Below are 16,946 nucleotides of genomic sequence, written 5' to 3' on the forward strand. Positions count from 1 at the left end.
ACCAGTGAAGGTGCACTGAGAACCAGATCGAAGTCGCCGGCGAGTGCCGCGGTAACCACCGCTGAAGGGGCACTCTCTGCCACGAGAAGTGTCTGGGGTGTGGATCTAACCCTCGCACGGGGAATCATGCTCGGCGTAACCCGCCCGGGCCACACTCTAACCGCGACATCGACCGGAGCTTCCATACCGTGTGCCGTGACAGTCATCGGTCATGGCCACCGTGGACCACTCGCACGCCAGCCCGCCGGAGTTGGCCAAGTAAGTCGAGCTGAGGCTCGGCATCAACCGTTTCAGATCCTACCGCCCATACATAGATCTACTTGTCAAACAAGCGTGACCGTCAGAATACGTGTTCACTTCTGGGCCCGGGGTTCAGCCTTGCCACCGAACCGTGAGAGTCGTGGTCCTAATGGTTGTTGCCTTCCTCCGTGCCCGGGATATGCCGGCGGGGCTCATCTACGGCACCAATCCGGTCGATATGTGACGCGTGCCGACGAAACTGATGCATACCGGCTCTGAATTTCGTGAGAAAGTCCTCCGCAGTTGCGTTCATCTGCGCTGCGGCCCGCACACTTACTTCATCAGCACCGGCAGGAACGATGCCCGTAATAGCTGGTTGCGCATGATCGGCCATAGCATCGCCATCGTTTGCAACAAGGTAAAACAACCAAGACGCGATCGCCGACCTCAGTCTGACGAATTCTTCCTCCGGTAGCAGCCCCTCCACACGTAACTGCTCCAGACTGTCCTCGACACTCTTCAAAACCGAAAGCGATGTAGTTCCTGCCGCGTCCACTGCTAACCGATGAACCTGAGCCCTCGCGCGATCTCGGCGATTTCGTTCCCGTTCTCTGACAGCCTCTTGCCTGTCACGACGCCGTGTGAGTACCGGCCAAGCCACAGCCCATCCAAGCGCGACCGACGGCAGTCCTACTCCAAGAATGCTGCTGATCACGCTCACCTCGCGCACCACCTCGGTGCGCGCTCAACTGTCCGGTTCTCTGAACTTCTCGAACATATGCTCATGACAGGATCCTTCCCGGGTTTATCTGTAACGGATTGCGGGACGTGTCGAGACCGTGGTTGCGATCGACGCACTGAAGACGGCTCTGCAGTAGCCCACCTACGAGAAAGAGGCCAGGAATGAGCAAACGCATCCTGAACGTGGTCACCAATGTGGGGCACTACGACGATCCCGGACACCCCACGGGCCTGTGGCTGTCCGAACTCACTCATGCCTGGCACGTCTTCGACGAACACGGCTTCGAGCAGACACTCGTCAGCCCCGCCGGTGGCGCGGTGCCCTTGGAGCCGCGGGCACTGAAGTTCCCCAACTACGACAAGACGGCCAAGGCTTGGCGCAACGATCCCGCCAGGATGGCGCTCCTGGAGAGCACCCTCAGCCCCGAACAGGTCGACTCCGCCGACTACGACGCCATCTTCTTCACCGGTGGCCACGCCGTCATGTACGACTTCCCCGACAGCGCAGGCCTCCAGCGCATCACGCGCGAGATCTACGAGCGCGGCGACATCGTCTCCTCCGTATGTCACGGCTACTGCGGTCTTCTCAACACCAAGCTCTCCGACGGTTCCTACCTAATAGCCGGCAAGAAGATGACCGGGTTTGCGTGGCAGGAAGAGGTGCTCGCCAGAGTGGACAAGCTCGTGCCGTACAACGCCGAAAAGATGGCCAAGGAGCGCGGCGCCCTCTACGAGAAGGCCAAGCTCCCGTTCGTCTCCTACGCAGTCGTCGACGGCAACCTCGTCACCGGTCAAAACCCAGGATCAGCCAAGGAGACCGCCAGGAAGGTCGCCGCTCGCCTTTGACTCGGCTCGGCCCAGCAACAAAGTGACCGACCCGGCGTGCCGTCGTTGAGCGGGCAGGCCGGGTTCAGAAGGGTGGTTCGGCGGCCATGGCCGCCCATGGCCCGGAGATCTCCGGCAGAGCGGCGTCGGGTAGCGGCAGGTTCGTGACGAGGTAGAGGTTGAGGATGTCGTCCCGGTCGAGGAACATGATCTGGCTGTCGCCCAGTGGTCAGGACGGACTATGGGCATTTCGCCATAAGCGCCGATAGATTCCCATAGCGATCCAGCAAGATTGTGCTCTCGGATGAAGGTCTGATCGGCCTTCGGGACGCTCAGTCATGCGTCTTTCAAACATTGTTCAGTCACCAAATCGGACCGAAATGCGGGCCGGTGGGGAGCGAAATATCGGCCCTGTACTGGCAATATTCACTTGCTCCCCACGCTCCCCACTCCTTCGGCGCAATACCTTCATTTGAGCCTGCTAGGTCTGTGCGGTTGTCGAGGACCGGGATAGTCCAGTGGTCCGGTAGCAGCCGTTGACCCTGCATTACATGGTCGGTCCACGACGTTGGACAGTCGAATTGCGCATCCGGTCGGCATACGTGCAGTACGCGCCGAAGCATGTCCAATTCACACCTTCGATCCAGCGCCCATTCCCGCTCTACGCCGGCCGTGAAGTATCGATACAGGTCGGCGAGCGGGGCGCAGCGGGAGTTGCGCCGCATGTATTTGGGGATCTCGTCACGGCCGGCGAGCACTGTTTCGAGCCAGTCGCGGCTCTGTCGCATCGTCAGAGTCGGCGGAACGTGAAAGTTGAGCACTGCGTAGGTAACGACTTGTGTTGTGCCGGGATACGGAAATCGGCGCTTGGGACTGCCCCCGGTTTGGTTGACGTCTGATCTGTGAGGATTCGTTCCTCCAAAGTGGGGGCAGTCCCAACCTACAAGATCTGTAGGAATTCATCGAAGATGTCGGTAGAGCGATTGGTCGGCCTGCGGCTTCTCAGCTTCGTGTCGGCGACTGATTCTCAATATCTTGTCGGGATCCTCAGATCCCGTCGTAGACAGACTTGCGTTCACGCGCAGAATAAACGCAGAATAAAACAGCGGCGCGGTTTCAAGGGCAAGACGCCAACCAGCCGAGTGCCCTTGCGACCCTGGCACCAACCTCACGAGATAGCTCAACTTGCGCGACGCAAGGCCTGCCAGCAGGATTCGAGCCTCTCACGAGTCATCTTCTATCCGAGCGGCATTGGCCACATGGACGACCTCACACTGGCGCGGGTCGAACTCGATGAGGCCGGCGAAGCCGCGCGCGATCTGCTGGAATTCCGGCGATCGCTGCAACGCGGCGAGTTGTTCAGCCGATTCCCATCGCAGGCAGTTGATGACCCGCGTCCCATCGACGCTGCCATGCACCGTTGCCGAGACTAATCCCGGGAACATACAGCGACTCGCTCGACGATGTCGATGTTCAGGCGAACAATCTCGTCCTGGTCGGCCGGATCGCATCGGAAGTTGTTGACAAATGTCGCGTATGGCGCACCGAAAGCCAATCTGAGGCATTGGGATCGGTTCCTGCACACGCTGTATCGGGATCGTCGCCGGGCCAGGTCCAGCGTGGCACCTCATGCAACGGATGTAGCTCGTCGTCGGTGGTGGCGTTCGAGTTCTGCATCGCGACTCTGGTCCCGAACTCGACGTGCTCGCGGACCGACTCGCGAAATTGCGGGTAGGTCGCTGTCGTCCAATGCGGCCATGTAGAACTCGAGAACCGTCGTCGTTGCTGCTCGGTGATGCACACTCCACGATGCACGTCGATCAGGTGCGCGAAACCCAACTCGCGGGTGAACCGGTCGGGGCCGCCGAAGGACATCGACGTGCTCGGGTTTTCCCGCACCGAAGAGCGGTTGCAGCAACGGATCCTCCAGCACCCGGGCAAAGAAGGTGTCTTCGAGCCGGTGGATCGGTTCCTCACCGCCGGCGAACTCGAACAGAGTGGGCATAAGAACAACTCCTCATCAACGTCAGTGCACCGAGTCGTATCGGTCTGCAAGTAGCCCCGATGAGCCAAGCATCGTCTATTGACCTGAACGCAGCTTAAGCGATAACTTACCGTTCGTGGAGACTTACCAAACCGACGACGAGTGGAGCATCATCGGTGATCGCACCAGACGGGCGATCGTGATGGAGCTCGCGGCGGGGCCACTCGCCGTCAGCGAGTTGGCCGGCCGGCTTCCCGTGAGCCGGCCTGCCGTATCCCAGCACCTCAAGATGTTGAAGGACGCTGGAGTCGTCGTCGAGCGCGCCGCGGGAACGAAACGGATCTACCGACTCGACCCGGCGGGCGTGGCCGCGCTGCGCGATCAACTCGACACCTTCTGGCGCAGGACCCTGACCGGCTATGGCGAAGCAATCGATCGATCTACCGAGGAGAGCACATGACGAATCCAACCGCTACCGAGGTGCACCAGCAGATCGTGGTTCCGGCGTCCATCGAGAAAGCGTTCGCCGTCTTCACGCAACGATTCGGCGACTTCAAACCCGCCGAGCACAACCTGCTCCCGGTGGCGATCGCCGAGACACGCTTCGAACCGCGCGTCGGCGGCCACATCTACGATCGGGGCATCGACGGCAGCGAGTGCAGGTGGGCGAGGATCCTCGCGTACGAGCCGCCGACCCGTGTGGTGTTCAGCTGGGATATCGGCCCGACCTGGCAGATCGTCACCGACCCGGGCAACGCCAGCGAGGTCGAAGTGACCTTCGTGGCCGACGGCACCGAGCGCACTCGAGTCGACCTCGTCCACCGCAATATCGACCGACACGGTCCAGGATGGGAATCCGTCACCGACGGCATCGGCGGCGACGCCGGCTGGCCGCTCTACCTCGACCGATACGCGGCCCTGTTCGCAGAGAGCAGCTGAATACCCGCGATCAGCCCTCCATCGAAGCCGATCGCCGTGCTCCAGCGAGCTACACCGCCAAGCCGGAAGCCGCCGCGCGCTGACGTCGACGGCCTCGGCGAGCGTCCTCGATCGCTACCCCTGCTACCACAGGATCCGTGCCGACCTGCTGCGGACCTTGGACCGCGCGAATGACGCACGCGCAACTGACCGGCGTGCCCTTGACCTCACTGCCAAACCCGCCGAGCAAGCTGTGCTCAGCCAACGGATCCATCGGAACGACGATGCAACCTGAAGACAACAAGCGATCCATCCACCGAGATCTTGTGAATCGCATTCTGCGTGGACTCGGCAGTGTTCTGGAGGAGCAACGGGGCTAGGACTTCGACAACTCATAACTTCCCGAAGCGCTTCACCCGTTGCTCGACAAAGTGGCTAACCAACCCTGCGCAGGTGACGCGGACTTCGCGACGGCAAAGAAGGCTGGCATCACCGATGACCAACTCTTCGAACTGATCGTCTGCGCCGCAGTAGGGCAGTCGACAGCTCGAACGCCGTGTGGGCCCAGAGTTGTTCGGTCACATCGTGAACTGCGACCAACGCCACCGGGTAGTCGGCACGCACCAACGCTGACGTGCTCACCAGCGTGTGTACCGTCCATCCGTCGTGATGGCGGAGATCGACCACCGGCGCGGACTGTCCCCGCAAGCATGCACCCGGGAGTGTGCACTGACAGGACCCGGGTCAGTCAGGAGCCGATCGGCACAGATATCGGTCAGATCCACGCACCGGTATCCGAGCATGTCCGCGAATGCGGCGTTGGCGTAGACGACGAACCCCTCGCGGTGGATTGCGAGGACCGGCACCGGAACCGATCCAGAACCAACGTGGTCGGCAATCCGTCAAGGGAGACTGGGTGGAAACCCTTACGCCGCTGGCCATCAGTGCGGCGAAGTACTCCTCGAAACGGACATAGCTCGATTTGGGAACGTCCGATACCGTGTGAGCTGCAGTTTCCGTTCGCTGATGAGTGAGATCTGACGAAATCGGATGGCTACCGGGAACGTACAGGTGCTGATACATATTTCGGCACGTCACCCACCAGAGTTCAAGCATTGGTCGCGTTGGACAGCGGTGATCTGCGAACCGTCCGATGACATGGTCGAGAGCAGCCGTGGGGTGAGTCTTGTCAAGTTTGTCTGGGGCCATCGAGATCAGTGCACGGCGATCTGGCCGCCGTTGCGTGGTTTGATTCTCCGCAGGACACACGCCCAGTACAGTGCTCGATCGTGGACGAACCCAACTTTCTGCGCACCACTCGGGCGGCTTAGGACGCGACAGCCACCGACTACGCCGAATGGATCTCGGCGGAGAGGTCGAGTCCAAGCCGCTGGATCGGGCAAGTCGGCGGACCAGGTGTAGCGGATCGGGACGGGCGGATCTGTAAACGGCGAAGAGAACGTCGAAGGTCACGTGTAGTACGAGGGTGACCCACTCGGCAGGAGAGAGGCGATCGCTGGCAAACCGGTGCGATTGGCTACCGGCTATGCATTCGGTATTCCGGTGGTGATGCAGAAGGGGTGGCCGAGGAAGGTGAGCCGGAATTTCCCGATCAGGATCTCGTCGCCGTCCGTCAGGGGTGCGGTGTCGATGGATTCCCCGTTGCGGTAGGTGCCGTTGAGGCTGCCGACATCGGCGATGAGGAACTGGTGCCCGTCGCGGCGGAATTCGGCATGGCGGCGGCTGACGGTCACGTCGTCGAGGTAGATGTCGCTGTCGACATGCCTGCCGACGCTGGTGACCGGCCGGTCGAGCAGGAACTTCGCGCCGCGGTTCGGTCCGCGGTTGACGACAACGAGCCCCGCACCGCGCGGGAGCGAACCGGTCGCGATTGGTGACGCCTCTTCGGGGGCCGAGTCGGGATATTCGTCGGGGACGTCGGTGAGAAGCTGATCCGTGGCCTGTCTCGAGTCTTCGTGGTCGGGCAACGGCTCGTCTTTGTCGATCATATTCTTGTCGATCAAGATGGTCTCCTCCGGCGCGATGCCGGGTCGGGTAAAGACTGACGCCCCAGGCGTGCGCGTTGCGTGCAGCGTGTAATGACCAGCCGATCTCGGGTGGTGAAGTTGCCTATCGGCACAACGGGGCAGACGGGGCCCGCCAGAGCGTGTGCCGCGTTCTAGGGTGGCTCCGGGTTCCTGAGCAGGACGAGGTCCATCGCCGACCGTGCGTCGGCCGCGATGTCGACCTCAGTCATGTCGTGAAGGATTCGTTGTGCGAGGTCGCGGACCTTGAGGTTCGTCTGCTGCGAGCGCCATGCGAGGACATCGAATGCCCGGTCGGCAGAGATGTTGTAGGTCAGCATCAACGCACCCTTGGCCTGCTCGATTGCGGCGCGGGACTCGGTGATCTCTGCGATCGCCTCGTCGATGGCTACCTGCAGGTCGGCCTGGACCCCGTCGGTGATGTCGACGTAGAACCCGGCGGTGCCGAGCAGTTCCCCGGCCGCGGAGAGCATCCGGTCCGCGACCACGACCACAAGGTGCGTGTGGCCGGCGGTGTCGATGATGCGGTGCCGGCTACTGAACGGTGCACCGTCGCGCACCTTGTCGAGTAGGGCAGGGACCGCTGGCCTGTCGTCGGGATGTTTGTGCGAGAGCAACAGTTTTGGGCTCGGGTGCGCGGCACCGGGCCGGGAGCCGTGTTTGCCTGCCACGGCGTCGGACCACTCCCACCGCTGGCCGTCGAGGTAGAACCGGAAAACACCGACCCGCTGCGGGATTCCGGCGCCGATGATTCGGTCGAGCCCGGCTTCGTCTATGTTCACGTGCTCTGTCTTCATCTGCTCGGCCGACCGTATTCGGCGCGCACATGCCGCTCATCGACCGCGTCGTACCCGTCGTGCCGGGGGCCGGTGAACCGGCTGATCTGGTGCAGGGGTGCGGGCTGACGCAGCGGTTCACCACCGGAGAGCAGTTGTCGCTGACCGGTCAGGATGTCGTCGTAAAGCGTCTTGTAGGCCGCGTCGTCGCCCAGGACCCATGTCGTGTTACGACCGTTGGCGAGGAACGCGACGAGTTGCCGGTCCAGGGGCCAGTGGGCGTAATGGCCGCTCTGATAGGTGGAGCCGACGAACTCGGCTACAAGGTGCGCGGTACCCATGTGCTCACCCGTCCTCGCCCGGCCCGGCTGGTCGGCGACAGCCTTCCGACCAGCCGGGATGCAGTTCGAACGTCGTTCGCGCCCATAGTTGTTCGGTGACGTCGTGAACGGCGACCAATGCCACCGGGTCGTCGGCCCGTACCAGCGCCGAGCTGCTCACCAGAGCGTGGACCGTCCAGCCGTCGTGGTGGCGCAGATCGACGACCGCACTCGACGAGCGGCCTCGCAAGCCCGCGATGCCAGCATCCGCATGTGCGGGGTCGGCGAGAATCCGCCCGGCAGGGCGGTCGATCAACTCGACACACCGGTAGCCGAGCATGTCGGCGAACGCGGCGTTGACGTAGACGACGAGTCCGTCCTTCTGTACCGCGAGAATCGGCACCGGGAACCGATCGAGAATCAAGGTGGTCGGTAAACCTTCGAGGTAGCCGAGCGGGGTCTGCGGTGGTGCCGCCCGACGCTCCGCTGCGGCATCGACGCCCGCGTATCTGCTGCTGCCGGTTGTGCTGATCATTTCTCTTCCCTTCCAACGGCACAAGACAGGACCGTTTCTCTGACGTGACGGTCGGCGTCGTGCACGGTCCGACTTCGGTGATGCGGGTGGGGCGAGGCTGTGGGCGTCGCGGGGGGCGTGGTGACGATGACGGGGTCGTCATGACGGTGTGGCTGCGGGGCGGTGAATCGTTGCTGCGATGAGGTCGTGGCCGAGGTCGTAGCGGATGCCGTCCGGGTTGGTGAGGCCGATACCGGTGTACCAGGTCAGGTCGGCCTCCGGGTGTGGTCCGACTACCCCGACGCGACCCGCCCCGTAGGTGGCGACGAGTGCGGCGGGAAGGTCGTTGTCGTAGCGGGCCAGCACCGTCGTCGCGGTGTGGGTGGCGTCCGGGAAGGTCGGGCCATCCTGGAAGAACATGTGCCGCTGCTGGTGTCGCCACCGGATGGGGATGACGGTGTCATCGGTGTTGTGCACGGTGGCCTCGTCGGAGTCGATGTAGCGTCCGATGCCGCCGGGCACGAGTCCGAAGCCGGGCGACGAGCCGGCCAGATAGCCGCCAAGGCAGAAGCCGAGATAGTGTCCACCGCCGTGCACCCAGGTGCGTAGGTCGTGCGCGTGGGCACGCATTTTGCGCCAGGCCGGGGAGAGGGTTCCGCCGCCGGGTTGGGCGTAGACAACTGCCTTCGCGAGGCTCGCCGCCGTCAGCGGGGTGTCTTCGTCCGGCCCGCAGAACACGGCCCGAAACGGGGTCGGGTGCGTCTGCAGCAGGTGGGCGACGGCCTCCGAACATCCAGCACAGGATGCCGGGCCGCGGTAGACCAGCGCCACAGGACGGTTGTCGAGCCGGTCGAGGTAATGCTCCGTGGTGATGCCGATGACAGCACCGGCCCCGACGATGCCAGCACCGCCGATCAGGAACCGGCGCCGCGTCAGCTTTCGAGGCTGCCGGGCGTGCCGTTGCGCGGGCTGGTGTTTCATTGCAGACTCGTGGAGGGGTGGTCGAGGGTGTCACGGATCATCGCCGCGAGCAGGGTGGCAGGATCGTCGTTGTCGGTGATTGTGGAGACCACGACGGACGTCGCGCATTGCAGCGGCCGGCGGGTGAGGTGGATGGGTCGGGCGGTTTCTCGTCGCAGCCGCTCTGCCACGAGGACGGCCTTCGCCAACGTGGTGTTCTCCGACACCACCGCGAATGTGCCCGCCGCGACGCACGCCGTCGTGCCGGTGTCGCCGGAGGCGACCCTATGGAAGGTTCCGGTCACTCGTCGTGCCATTTCGATGGCGACGGCCTCGGCGACGAGGCGACCGAAGCGGGTCTCGATCGTGGTGAAGTCCTGCACGGCGACGACCGTCACCGCCGTTTGGGTGCCGATGAGGTTGCCCTCGCCCGTTGTCCGTCGGCAGCGGTCGAGGAAGGTGCGGCGATCGGGCAGACCGGTCGCAGGATGGTTCGGTGATGATGTCGGCGCCGCCTCGCGCACGGGGCCTGTGCTGGCGTCGTCGAGGCGCAAGATGCAACCGACCGCGACACCCGCCTCGGTCGTGATCGACGCGGTCACCGTGACCGGGTGTTCGCTACCGTCCGGATGCACGATCCGCACCCGCCGTTCGGCGCCCGCCGCCGCGATGTCGGTGTTCGCACAGACGCCATGCAATATCTGTCGATCACCGGGGTGCACACACGCCGGCAGCTCGGTATCGGCGAGGTCGCCGACGGTGCGTCCGAGCAGCTGCGCGAACGCCGAGTTGGCCTCGACGATGACCTCGCCGCGGGTGCACACGGCCAGTGCGGTGGGGGCGTCGCGGAAGATGGCACGAAACTCCGGAACTGCTGCCGTCATCGGCGAATACCGGGTTGTTCGGGCCCGGTGTCTCGTGCGGGCCCGGTGTCTCGTGCGGGCACGGTGTCTCGTTGGCCCGATGCCCGGGAGTGTGCCTGATGGTTGACGTGTCGCCCGACGCGTTTGGTGATCGCGGCGACAAGGCCTTCGAGGGGGCCGCGGCCGGCGGTGGCCCGCCAAGCCAGCGCGAACGCGAAGATGCAGACCAGTTGCCGGATGTAGCCCGACGTCGGACCGTACATGTCGAAGTCGGAGTTGATGAACATGATGTGCGCCGTGTACACGGTCAACGACATGCTCCCGACGGCGGCGAGCGGTGCCAGCACCCGGCCGACTGCTCGGTCGATGTGGTGCCAGGTGAGGTGCCCGAGCAGCAGGATCACGCCGAGGACGGCGAGGGAGCTGCCGATGGTGGCCATCACATCCAGGGGTGTACCGGTATGTGGACCGTTGACCGCCAGCCACCACCACGAGGACGTGGGCACGACGCCGTCGCCGCCGAAGAGCAACAGATCCTGCGCGGTGTCGGTATCGACGCTCGCGGTAAGGTGCGCCATCCCGCCGAGTGGGTGCAGCAACAGCCAGCTCAGCGTGGACGATCCGATCGCGAGGATCAGCCCGAGTCCGGCCAGCCCGCCGGCCACCCGCACCGAGGTCAGGGGCAGGCGCCCCACCACGATCCCGGCACAGACGTAGCTCATCCACACCAGCGCCGGATATTCGCCGGTGACGGTGAGATCGATCAACAGCCCGAGCGGATTGTGCAGCAGCACACCGAACGATGCCTGGGTGCCCAACGGATCCGGCAGGTGCGGACGCACCCACTGACTCGCCACCGGCAGCGCGACGGCCAACACGGCGGTCAGCGGAACGAGTACCCGGGTCCGTAGACGGGTCAACGGGATCGCCAGCACAAACATGATCGCGTAATACGGGAGGATCACGGTGCCGTAGTCGGCGTCGGTGTACCCGAGTGCCAGCCCGATGATACCGATCGATGCCGCGCGGGCGATTAGGGCGGCGACCTTCCCGCGGGCGTGCGGTCCGTCGACGAGCTGTTTTCGGCCCACGATGAACGAGATGCTGACCCCGGCCAGCACCGCGAACATCGCCGCGGCCCGACCCGCGAAGAGAGTGAAGCTCAGCGTCGGCTGACCGCTGTCGTCGAATTCGTCGAGCGAGTGGATCGCGATCATCCCGACGACGGCAAGGCCGCGGGTGATGTCAATACCGCTCAGCCGCGCCGGCTTCGCGGTAGCGGGCGTGAGCACCGTCCCGGTCACCTTGGACGTGGTGGTGGCTCCCATCAGCGCATCACCGCGTCGATCAGGTCGAATCCGACGCGCATCGCGGGGTCGGTGTGATCACGCAGCCCGGAGTCGGCGAACCAGTCGGAGGTCGCCTCCGGGTGCGGCCCGACCACGGCGACCCGGCCGGAACCGAATCGGTGTGCCAACGCGGCGATCTCGCCGTTGCGGTAGCGAGCGAGCACATCCACGTCCTCATTCTCGCCCGGTTCGTCGAGGACGACGGTGGCACCGTCCTGGAAGTACAGTGTCTCAGGGGTGCCACGCCAGCTCACGTCGACGATCGCCGGCCGGGTGGAGTCGACGGTGGCGCCCGGGGTGCGGATGTACTGATCGGTGTCGCCTGGCAGCAACCCGAACCCTGGGGTGCGCCCGGCCAGGTAGGCGCCGAGGCAGAAGCCGAGGTAGCGACCACCGGAGTGCACGTACTCGCGCAGGTCCTCCCGATGGGAGGCCATCGCCCGCCATGCCCGACGCAGCGTCGAGCCACCGGGCTGTGCGTAGAGTGTCGCGGTACGCAGCGTGTCGGCGGTCAAGTCACGCTCTTCGGAGGGGCCGACGAACCCGACGTCGAAGTTCCGGTGGCTCGCCAGCAGTAACTCCGCAACCGATTCCGGGCAACCAGGCAGGGCGGCCGGGCCGCGGTAGACCAACGCCAGACCGCCGGACTCGGTCCGTACCCTCGGCTCGGTCCGTGCCATCACCTCGGTCCCCGCCATCACCGCACCGCCTGCGCGGGGATGCCGCACCAGTGGGTGTCGGGGGGTAGCTGTTCGCCCTTCATCAACAGCGACAACGAATCCAGTGTGGCGTCGTCGCCGACGGAGGCGTCGTAGAGCACGATCGACCGGGATCCGACGGTGGCACCGTTGTCGATGGTGACCTGCGACATCTTCATCACCCGGTCTTCGAAGAGGTGCGTCTGCAGCGACACCTCGGTGCCGATCGCCACGTCGTCGCCGATGCGGACGAGGTCGAACTCGGTCAGATAGGTGGTGCCGATCCAGGTGCGTTTGCCGATGTCGGCGCCGAATCCACGCAGCAGCGGCGCCAGGTACGGGGTCCCCAACAGCTGGTTGAGCAGCACTGGAACCGCGGCCGCCTCGTAGAGTCCGGTGGCAAACTCGGAGCGACGCACGAACGTAGCCCACAGCGGCTCGACCCGCGGCCGGTAGACGCCGGCGACATTGCGTTTGACCGCCGACACGTAGAGCACCACGCCGAGGGCGGTGCCGATCGCGAGCAGCGGTGCGACCACGATCGTGGTCACCAGGTCGGTGGTGCGCGCGAACTGCGAGAGACCGAGCAGATAGAAATACATGCTCACCCCGATCACGGTGGCGGGCAGGGTGATTCGGAAATATTCGATGATCAGCCGGTGCCCGATCACCCGACGGCCGGGGTGGAACGTCTGCGCTTCGGCGTAGTCGCCGCTGTCCTGCCGCGCCGGGAGGAACATCGCCGGCGAGCCGAGCCACGAGGTGTCCGCCGGGACACCACCGGCCGGGGGCACGGTCAACACGCCGACCAGCGACCCGTCCCCGGTTCGGGTGCCGGCGGGCACGAACGCGGCGTTGCCGACGAAGGATCGGACCCCGACCTCGGTGGCCTCGAACGCCATCCGTCCGTTGGCGAAGGTGGATCCGCCGACGGACGCCATGTCCGCCACGAAGCTCTCGTCGCCGATGTGCAGCAGCGACGGATCGATGTGCGCGGCGGTCGACACTTCGGCACCACGACCGACCCTCGCCCCCAACAGCCGTAGCCACGGTGCGGTATAGAGGGTGGCGTATAGCGAATTGGTGTAGGTCAGGCTCATCTCGAACAACTTGTCGGCCATCCACTTTCGGATACCGAGCCTGGAGTGCGCGTCGAAGACACCCGACGGCAACGCCGGTAGAACGAGATGCTTGCCCGCCGCGACCACACCGCAGACGGTGAGGACGTACACCGTTCCGGACGGCAGCGTTGCGAGCAGGGCTGCGATCATCCCGTACTCGAGCAACACCGCCCACACCAGCACCAGCGCGGGCACGATGGTCGCGATCGCCACCACCTCCAACACCGCCACCGCTGCGGCCGAGGACACCAACAGTGCGGGTGACCATTGCCGCGCCGCTCCCGCAGCCATCATCTGCTCGACCGAGGCGGTGAGCGTGGCCACCGGACGCGACGGTGACCCGGCCCACCGGGTGCCGCCCGGAATCCGCCGACCGGCCGAGACCACCGATTGCTCGGCCAGCATCGCACCGGCCCCCACACTCGCACCCGGTTCGAGCACACAGCTCGACCCAACGAAGGCATGGTCGTCGATGATCACCGGCGCGACGACGACCCAGCCGTGCTCGACCCGCCACGCCCGCAGGTCCGCGTGATAGCCGACCGACACACCGTCACCGATCCGGATCAACGCCGGCAGCGAGATCGCGCTGGTGCCGATGTCGGTGTCGCGGCCGATGCGCGCGCCGAGCGCCCGCAGGAACGGGGCCTGCATCGGCGAGCCGCTCAACACCGGTAACGGCGAGAGCATCAGGAGATGGTCGATCATCCACAATCGCAGATACGTCGAACCCCACAACGGGTACCGGCCCGCACCGATACCCCGCGAGAGCGGTCGCACCAGCAGGATCGGCAGCAGCCACCGCACCCCGAGATATGTGGGAATCGTGGCGATCAGCAGTTCGGCCAGCACCCGAACCGATGGTTGCCCGTGGTGGCGGCTGTAGACGATCGACACCGGCAGCGTCACCACCAGCAGCACCAGCAGCAGAAACACCGCCTGCACGGTTCCGGCCCGGGCAACCCGACCGTCGTTGTGCCGCAACGGTTCCGGACGATCCGAGACCGGCACCTCGGCATAGGCGGAGGACCCGTCCGCTCCGGTGTACGAGTGCGCCAGCGAGCGGATCGTGGGGTGTTCGTAGAGATCACGGATACCGGCGGATGGCTGCAGTTCGGATTCGCGAAGCGCCGAGATCAGGCGCGCCGCCGCCAGCGAATGACCGCCGAGATCGGTGAAGAAGTCCGCCTCGACCGACACCCGCTCCGGTTCGAGTCCGAGCACCCGTGACCACACCGTCCGGAGTTCGCGTTCGAGCTTTCCCTCGACCGCCACGATCGGGGCGGTCGAGGCAGGCAGGCGACGACCGGTCGGTGCCGGCAGTTGTTTGCGGTCGACCTTGCCGCTGGGCATGGTGGGTAATGCGTCGAGGACGTCGAGGAAGGCCGGGACCATATAGCCCGGTAGTCGGGCACGCAGCTCGTCCTGGACGCGGGCGATCACCGCCTCGTCGTCGACGTGGCGGGCCGTTCCGGCACGCAGTTCGAGATAACTGGCCAGTTCCTCGCCGCCGACCGCACCGACGCGCGCGACCACGCAGACGGCCACGTCGTCGTCTTCGAGGATGACGCTTTCGATCTCGCCCAGGTCGATCCGGTGTCCGCGGATCTTGACCTCGCTGTCGGCGCGGCCCAAATATTCGATCTCGCCGTCGGCGGTGATCCTGCCGAGGTCGCCGGTGCGATAGAGCTTGCCGCCATTGGGTGCGAGGAGGTGCTCGATAAAGCGGTCGGCGGTCAGATCCGGGCGCCCGACGTAGCCGCGGGCCACCCCAGGACCGCCGATGCAGATCTCACCCACCTCACCGTCGGGAACTGGTGTGCGCCGCTCGTCGAGCAACACCACCGAATATGTCGGCAGCGGTTCGCCGATGGTGACCGGTCGGCCCGGCAACAGTTCGCACCAGGTTGCGGTGACCGTCGCCTCGGTGGGACCGTATGTGTTGAGGATGCGGCGCCCCGGCCGACTCCAGCGATCGACCAGTTCCCGAGGACATGCCTCACCGCCGACCAGGATGCTGCGTAGCCCTGACAGGTCGCGCGGAATTGTCGCCAAAAGTGTAGGTACGCAATAGAGCACGGTGATCGCAGCGCCATCGAGGAAGTTCGCCAGGTCGGCGCCGAGGCGCCCGTGATCCGTGGGACCCGCGACCAGGGTGGCGCCGCGCGCCCAGGTCGGCCAGATCTCCTCGATCGAGAAGTCGAACGAGATGGTCATCCCCTGATACACCCGATCGGTCGGGCGCACGTCGTAGATTTCCGGTACGACTTCGAGGAAGTTGCAGATGCTCGACTGCGACACTTCGACACCCTTCGGCCTCCCCGTCGAGCCGGATGTGTAGATCACGTAACAGGCTGGGTCGGTCGCCGCCGCACCGCCGGTCAGTATCGGCCGTTCATCGGGATAGTCGTCGAACGCTTCGGTGTCGATCTCGAGCCAGGCTCGGCCCAACGTCGCCAGCGGGCCGCGGAACGACACCGATGTCACCACCAGATCGACATCCGAGTCCGAGGTGATGTAGTCGATACGTTCGATCGGACTCTCCGGATCGATCGGTACGAACGCAGCGCCCGCTTTCAGGACGCCGAGGATCGCAACATAGGTATCGACGGACCTGCGCAACAGCACAGCGACCCGAGTGCCGACACCGATCCCGCGGTCGATCAGGTGATGAGCCAACCGATTGGCCCGCTCGTCGAGCTCGCGGTAGGTCAACCGCACCGACCCACACTCGAGCGCCACCGACCCGGGCGACCGATCACACGACCCCTCGAACACATGATTGAGCAGACGGGACGCACCATCGATGGCACGAGCCCCGGTGCCGTTATCGACACTTCCACCCCGGTCAATCCCCCATACGACTTCTGACGAATCCCCCATTGCAAGCCCCCATATCCTCGATCCTTTGCTCAAAGCACTCGATGTGCAGTTCAACGACGCGAGCCCGTCTGGGCATTCGTCCAGTTAACGGCTGAGGCTCGCCAACAACGTGCAGCCGCATCATGTTGTCCACGAAACGGTGAAAAGCGTTGCCGTGGAGACGCATGGCTCCTGCGCAAGCAACATGCGCAAGACCTGGCGAGCGACCCCCCCGATCCGCGATCGGTCATCCGCGCAGAATCCCCCTTCGCCTCCCAAACGAAATCAAATCGTTACCGTCGTAATTCGCACGTTATGAAGGTGCCCCCTATCCCGTCAACCCCGAGTGCGTAGCAAAACTAGTCAGTGCATTGCCCGCTACAGCGAATTAACCGGACGTTCGCCGGGAATCGGCGAGCTAAACAAACCTCAGGTTCGCAATCCGGCGCGCGTGTGCACTAGCCAATACGGTCGCACCAGACCAAACCGCACAGTACGCATTTCGAAACAACTTGATGTCCGGCCGAATGGACGTCGGCAGCGCCAACGTCAGTAGACAGCAAAATTCGCTGAGGAAATATCCAGCAAACCAGAACATTGCGCGAAAATCGGCGCAGTTCTGGACCCGACAGTCGGATACAGAGGCACCCGCACACGAGCAATTTACGGTCGATGGCCCTCGAAGCACGCTTTCGCTCGTTGGCTGTGCGGTACCTGGTTCGATCGGCTG

At 64.5% G+C, this 16,946-nt stretch carries 18 protein-coding genes; 3 read left to right on the top strand and 15 right to left on the bottom strand.

Annotation, left to right across the window (positions count from 1 at the left end):
* Positions 1-406: 406 nt before the first annotated feature.
* Positions 407-796 (bottom strand): PE family protein, encoded by a 390-nt coding sequence (locus tag FOY51_RS25955; protein ID WP_149433167.1) that lies wholly within the window; start codon positions 794-796, stop codon positions 407-409.
* Between the two features lie 347 nt (positions 797-1,143).
* On the opposite strand from FOY51_RS25955, the gene FOY51_RS25960 reads away from it, so the two are divergent.
* A complete protein-coding gene (locus tag FOY51_RS25960) occupies positions 1,144-1,827 on the top strand; it encodes a type 1 glutamine amidotransferase domain-containing protein (protein ID WP_149433168.1) in 684 nt (227 codons plus the stop codon).
* Positions 1,828-1,891: 64 nt separating this feature from the next.
* Here FOY51_RS25960 and FOY51_RS27885 read toward each other — a convergent pair whose 3' ends face one another.
* The 3 genes from FOY51_RS27885 to FOY51_RS25970 all read right to left on the bottom strand — a co-directional run bounded on the left by FOY51_RS27885 (position 1,892) and on the right by FOY51_RS25970 (position 3,811).
* Positions 1,892-2,014 carry a hypothetical protein gene (locus FOY51_RS27885; protein WP_290367925.1) on the bottom strand — a complete coding sequence of 41 codons (123 nt, stop codon included), beginning with the start codon at positions 2,012-2,014 and terminating at the stop codon, positions 1,892-1,894.
* Positions 2,015-3,029: 1,015 nt separating this feature from the next.
* Positions 3,030-3,251, bottom strand: a complete 222-nt coding sequence (locus FOY51_RS25965; protein WP_149433169.1) for an antibiotic biosynthesis monooxygenase — start codon at positions 3,249-3,251, stop codon at positions 3,030-3,032.
* Positions 3,252-3,433: 182 nt separating this feature from the next.
* Positions 3,434-3,811, bottom strand: coding sequence for a globin family protein (locus FOY51_RS25970; protein ID WP_214633158.1), 378 nt, complete (start codon positions 3,809-3,811; stop codon positions 3,434-3,436).
* A 115-nt stretch (positions 3,812-3,926) separates the two neighbouring features.
* Here FOY51_RS25970 and FOY51_RS25975 point away from each other — a divergent pair, with 115 nt between their 5' ends.
* Complete coding sequence (locus tag FOY51_RS25975; RefSeq protein ID WP_149433170.1) at positions 3,927-4,250, top strand: ArsR/SmtB family transcription factor; 324 nt, start codon at positions 3,927-3,929, stop codon at positions 4,248-4,250.
* Positions 4,247-4,729: an SRPBCC family protein gene (locus FOY51_RS25980; protein ID WP_149433171.1), complete on the top strand. Its 483-nt coding sequence runs from the start codon at positions 4,247-4,249 to the stop codon at positions 4,727-4,729. Before FOY51_RS25975 ends, FOY51_RS25980 begins: the two co-directional genes overlap by 4 nt.
* A 49-nt stretch (positions 4,730-4,778) precedes the next feature.
* On the opposite strand, the gene FOY51_RS25985 is transcribed toward FOY51_RS25980, so the two are convergent.
* From FOY51_RS25985 to FOY51_RS26035, 11 genes are all read right to left on the bottom strand, one after another.
* The gene (locus FOY51_RS25985) at positions 4,779-4,982 is read right to left on the bottom strand and encodes a hypothetical protein (RefSeq protein ID WP_149433172.1); all 204 of its coding nucleotides are present in this window, start codon (positions 4,980-4,982) and stop codon (positions 4,779-4,781) included.
* Positions 4,983-5,346: 364 nt separating this feature from the next.
* Positions 5,347-5,574, bottom strand: a complete 228-nt coding sequence (locus tag FOY51_RS28065) for a PAS domain-containing protein (RefSeq protein WP_187776480.1) — start codon at positions 5,572-5,574, stop codon at positions 5,347-5,349.
* Between the two features lie 678 nt (positions 5,575-6,252).
* Complete coding sequence (locus tag FOY51_RS25995) at positions 6,253-6,717, bottom strand: FHA domain-containing protein (protein WP_149433200.1); 465 nt, start codon at positions 6,715-6,717, stop codon at positions 6,253-6,255.
* 170 nt (positions 6,718-6,887) lie between these two features.
* Positions 6,888-7,535 carry an ANTAR domain-containing protein gene (locus FOY51_RS26000; RefSeq protein WP_371830492.1) on the bottom strand — a complete coding sequence of 216 codons (648 nt, stop codon included), beginning with the start codon at positions 7,533-7,535 and terminating at the stop codon, positions 6,888-6,890.
* Between the two features lie 11 nt (positions 7,536-7,546).
* Positions 7,547-7,870, bottom strand: coding sequence for a hypothetical protein (locus FOY51_RS26005; RefSeq protein ID WP_149433174.1), 324 nt, complete (start codon positions 7,868-7,870; stop codon positions 7,547-7,549).
* A 4-nt stretch (positions 7,871-7,874) separates the two neighbouring features.
* Positions 7,875-8,384, bottom strand: coding sequence for a PAS domain S-box protein (locus tag FOY51_RS26010; protein ID WP_149433175.1), 510 nt, complete (start codon positions 8,382-8,384; stop codon positions 7,875-7,877).
* 138 nt (positions 8,385-8,522) lie between these two features.
* Entirely contained in the window at positions 8,523-9,344 is an 822-nt protein-coding gene (locus FOY51_RS26015; RefSeq protein WP_235916773.1) for a BPL-N domain-containing protein, read from the bottom strand.
* Positions 9,341-10,207 carry a sensor domain-containing diguanylate cyclase gene (locus FOY51_RS26020; RefSeq protein ID WP_149433176.1) on the bottom strand — a complete coding sequence of 289 codons (867 nt, stop codon included), beginning with the start codon at positions 10,205-10,207 and terminating at the stop codon, positions 9,341-9,343. Before FOY51_RS26020 ends, FOY51_RS26015 begins: the two co-directional genes overlap by 4 nt.
* Positions 10,204-11,514: a heparan-alpha-glucosaminide N-acetyltransferase domain-containing protein gene (locus tag FOY51_RS26025; RefSeq protein ID WP_149433177.1), complete on the bottom strand. Its 1,311-nt coding sequence runs from the start codon at positions 11,512-11,514 to the stop codon at positions 10,204-10,206. The genes FOY51_RS26020 and FOY51_RS26025 overlap by 4 nt, the downstream gene beginning before the upstream one ends.
* Positions 11,514-12,233: a BPL-N domain-containing protein gene (locus FOY51_RS26030; protein ID WP_235916775.1), complete on the bottom strand. Its 720-nt coding sequence runs from the start codon at positions 12,231-12,233 to the stop codon at positions 11,514-11,516. Before FOY51_RS26030 ends, FOY51_RS26025 begins: the two co-directional genes overlap by 1 nt.
* Complete coding sequence (locus FOY51_RS26035) at positions 12,233-16,132, bottom strand: Pls/PosA family non-ribosomal peptide synthetase (protein WP_290367927.1); 3,900 nt, start codon at positions 16,130-16,132, stop codon at positions 12,233-12,235. The genes FOY51_RS26030 and FOY51_RS26035 overlap by 1 nt, the downstream gene beginning before the upstream one ends.
* Positions 16,133-16,946 lie beyond the last annotated feature (814 nt).

This window comes from Antrihabitans cavernicola (assembly GCF_008297975.1).
Taxonomy (GTDB): Bacteria; Actinomycetota; Actinomycetes; order Mycobacteriales; family Mycobacteriaceae; genus Antrihabitans; species Antrihabitans cavernicola.

Bases quoted from the DNA above. Each gene is read 5' to 3' on its own strand.
- FOY51_RS25960 (WP_149433168.1), top strand. From the start codon at position 1,144: ATGAGCAAACGCATCCTGAACGTGGTCACCAATGTGGGGCACTACGAC.
- FOY51_RS27885 (WP_290367925.1), bottom strand. From the start codon at position 2,014: ATGTTCCTCGACCGGGACGACATCCTCAACCTCTACCTCGTCACGAAC.
- FOY51_RS25965 (WP_149433169.1), bottom strand. From the start codon at position 3,251: ATGTTCCCGGGATTAGTCTCGGCAACGGTGCATGGCAGCGTCGATGGG.
- FOY51_RS25970 (WP_214633158.1), bottom strand. From the start codon at position 3,811: ATGCCCACTCTGTTCGAGTTCGCCGGCGGTGAGGAACCGATCCACCGG.
- FOY51_RS25980 (WP_149433171.1), top strand. From the start codon at position 4,247: ATGACGAATCCAACCGCTACCGAGGTGCACCAGCAGATCGTGGTTCCG.
- FOY51_RS25985 (WP_149433172.1), bottom strand. From the start codon at position 4,982: ATGGATCCGTTGGCTGAGCACAGCTTGCTCGGCGGGTTTGGCAGTGAG.
- FOY51_RS25995 (WP_149433200.1), bottom strand. From the start codon at position 6,717: ATGATCGACAAAGACGAGCCGTTGCCCGACCACGAAGACTCGAGACAG.
- FOY51_RS26005 (WP_149433174.1), bottom strand. From the start codon at position 7,870: ATGGGTACCGCGCACCTTGTAGCCGAGTTCGTCGGCTCCACCTATCAG.
- FOY51_RS26010 (WP_149433175.1), bottom strand. From the start codon at position 8,384: ATGATCAGCACAACCGGCAGCAGCAGATACGCGGGCGTCGATGCCGCA.
- FOY51_RS26015 (WP_235916773.1), bottom strand. From the start codon at position 9,344: ATGAAACACCAGCCCGCGCAACGGCACGCCCGGCAGCCTCGAAAGCTG.
- FOY51_RS26020 (WP_149433176.1), bottom strand. From the start codon at position 10,207: ATGACGGCAGCAGTTCCGGAGTTTCGTGCCATCTTCCGCGACGCCCCC.
- FOY51_RS26025 (WP_149433177.1), bottom strand. From the start codon at position 11,514: ATGGGAGCCACCACCACGTCCAAGGTGACCGGGACGGTGCTCACGCCC.
- FOY51_RS26030 (WP_235916775.1), bottom strand. From the start codon at position 12,233: ATGGCGGGGACCGAGGTGATGGCACGGACCGAGCCGAGGGTACGGACC.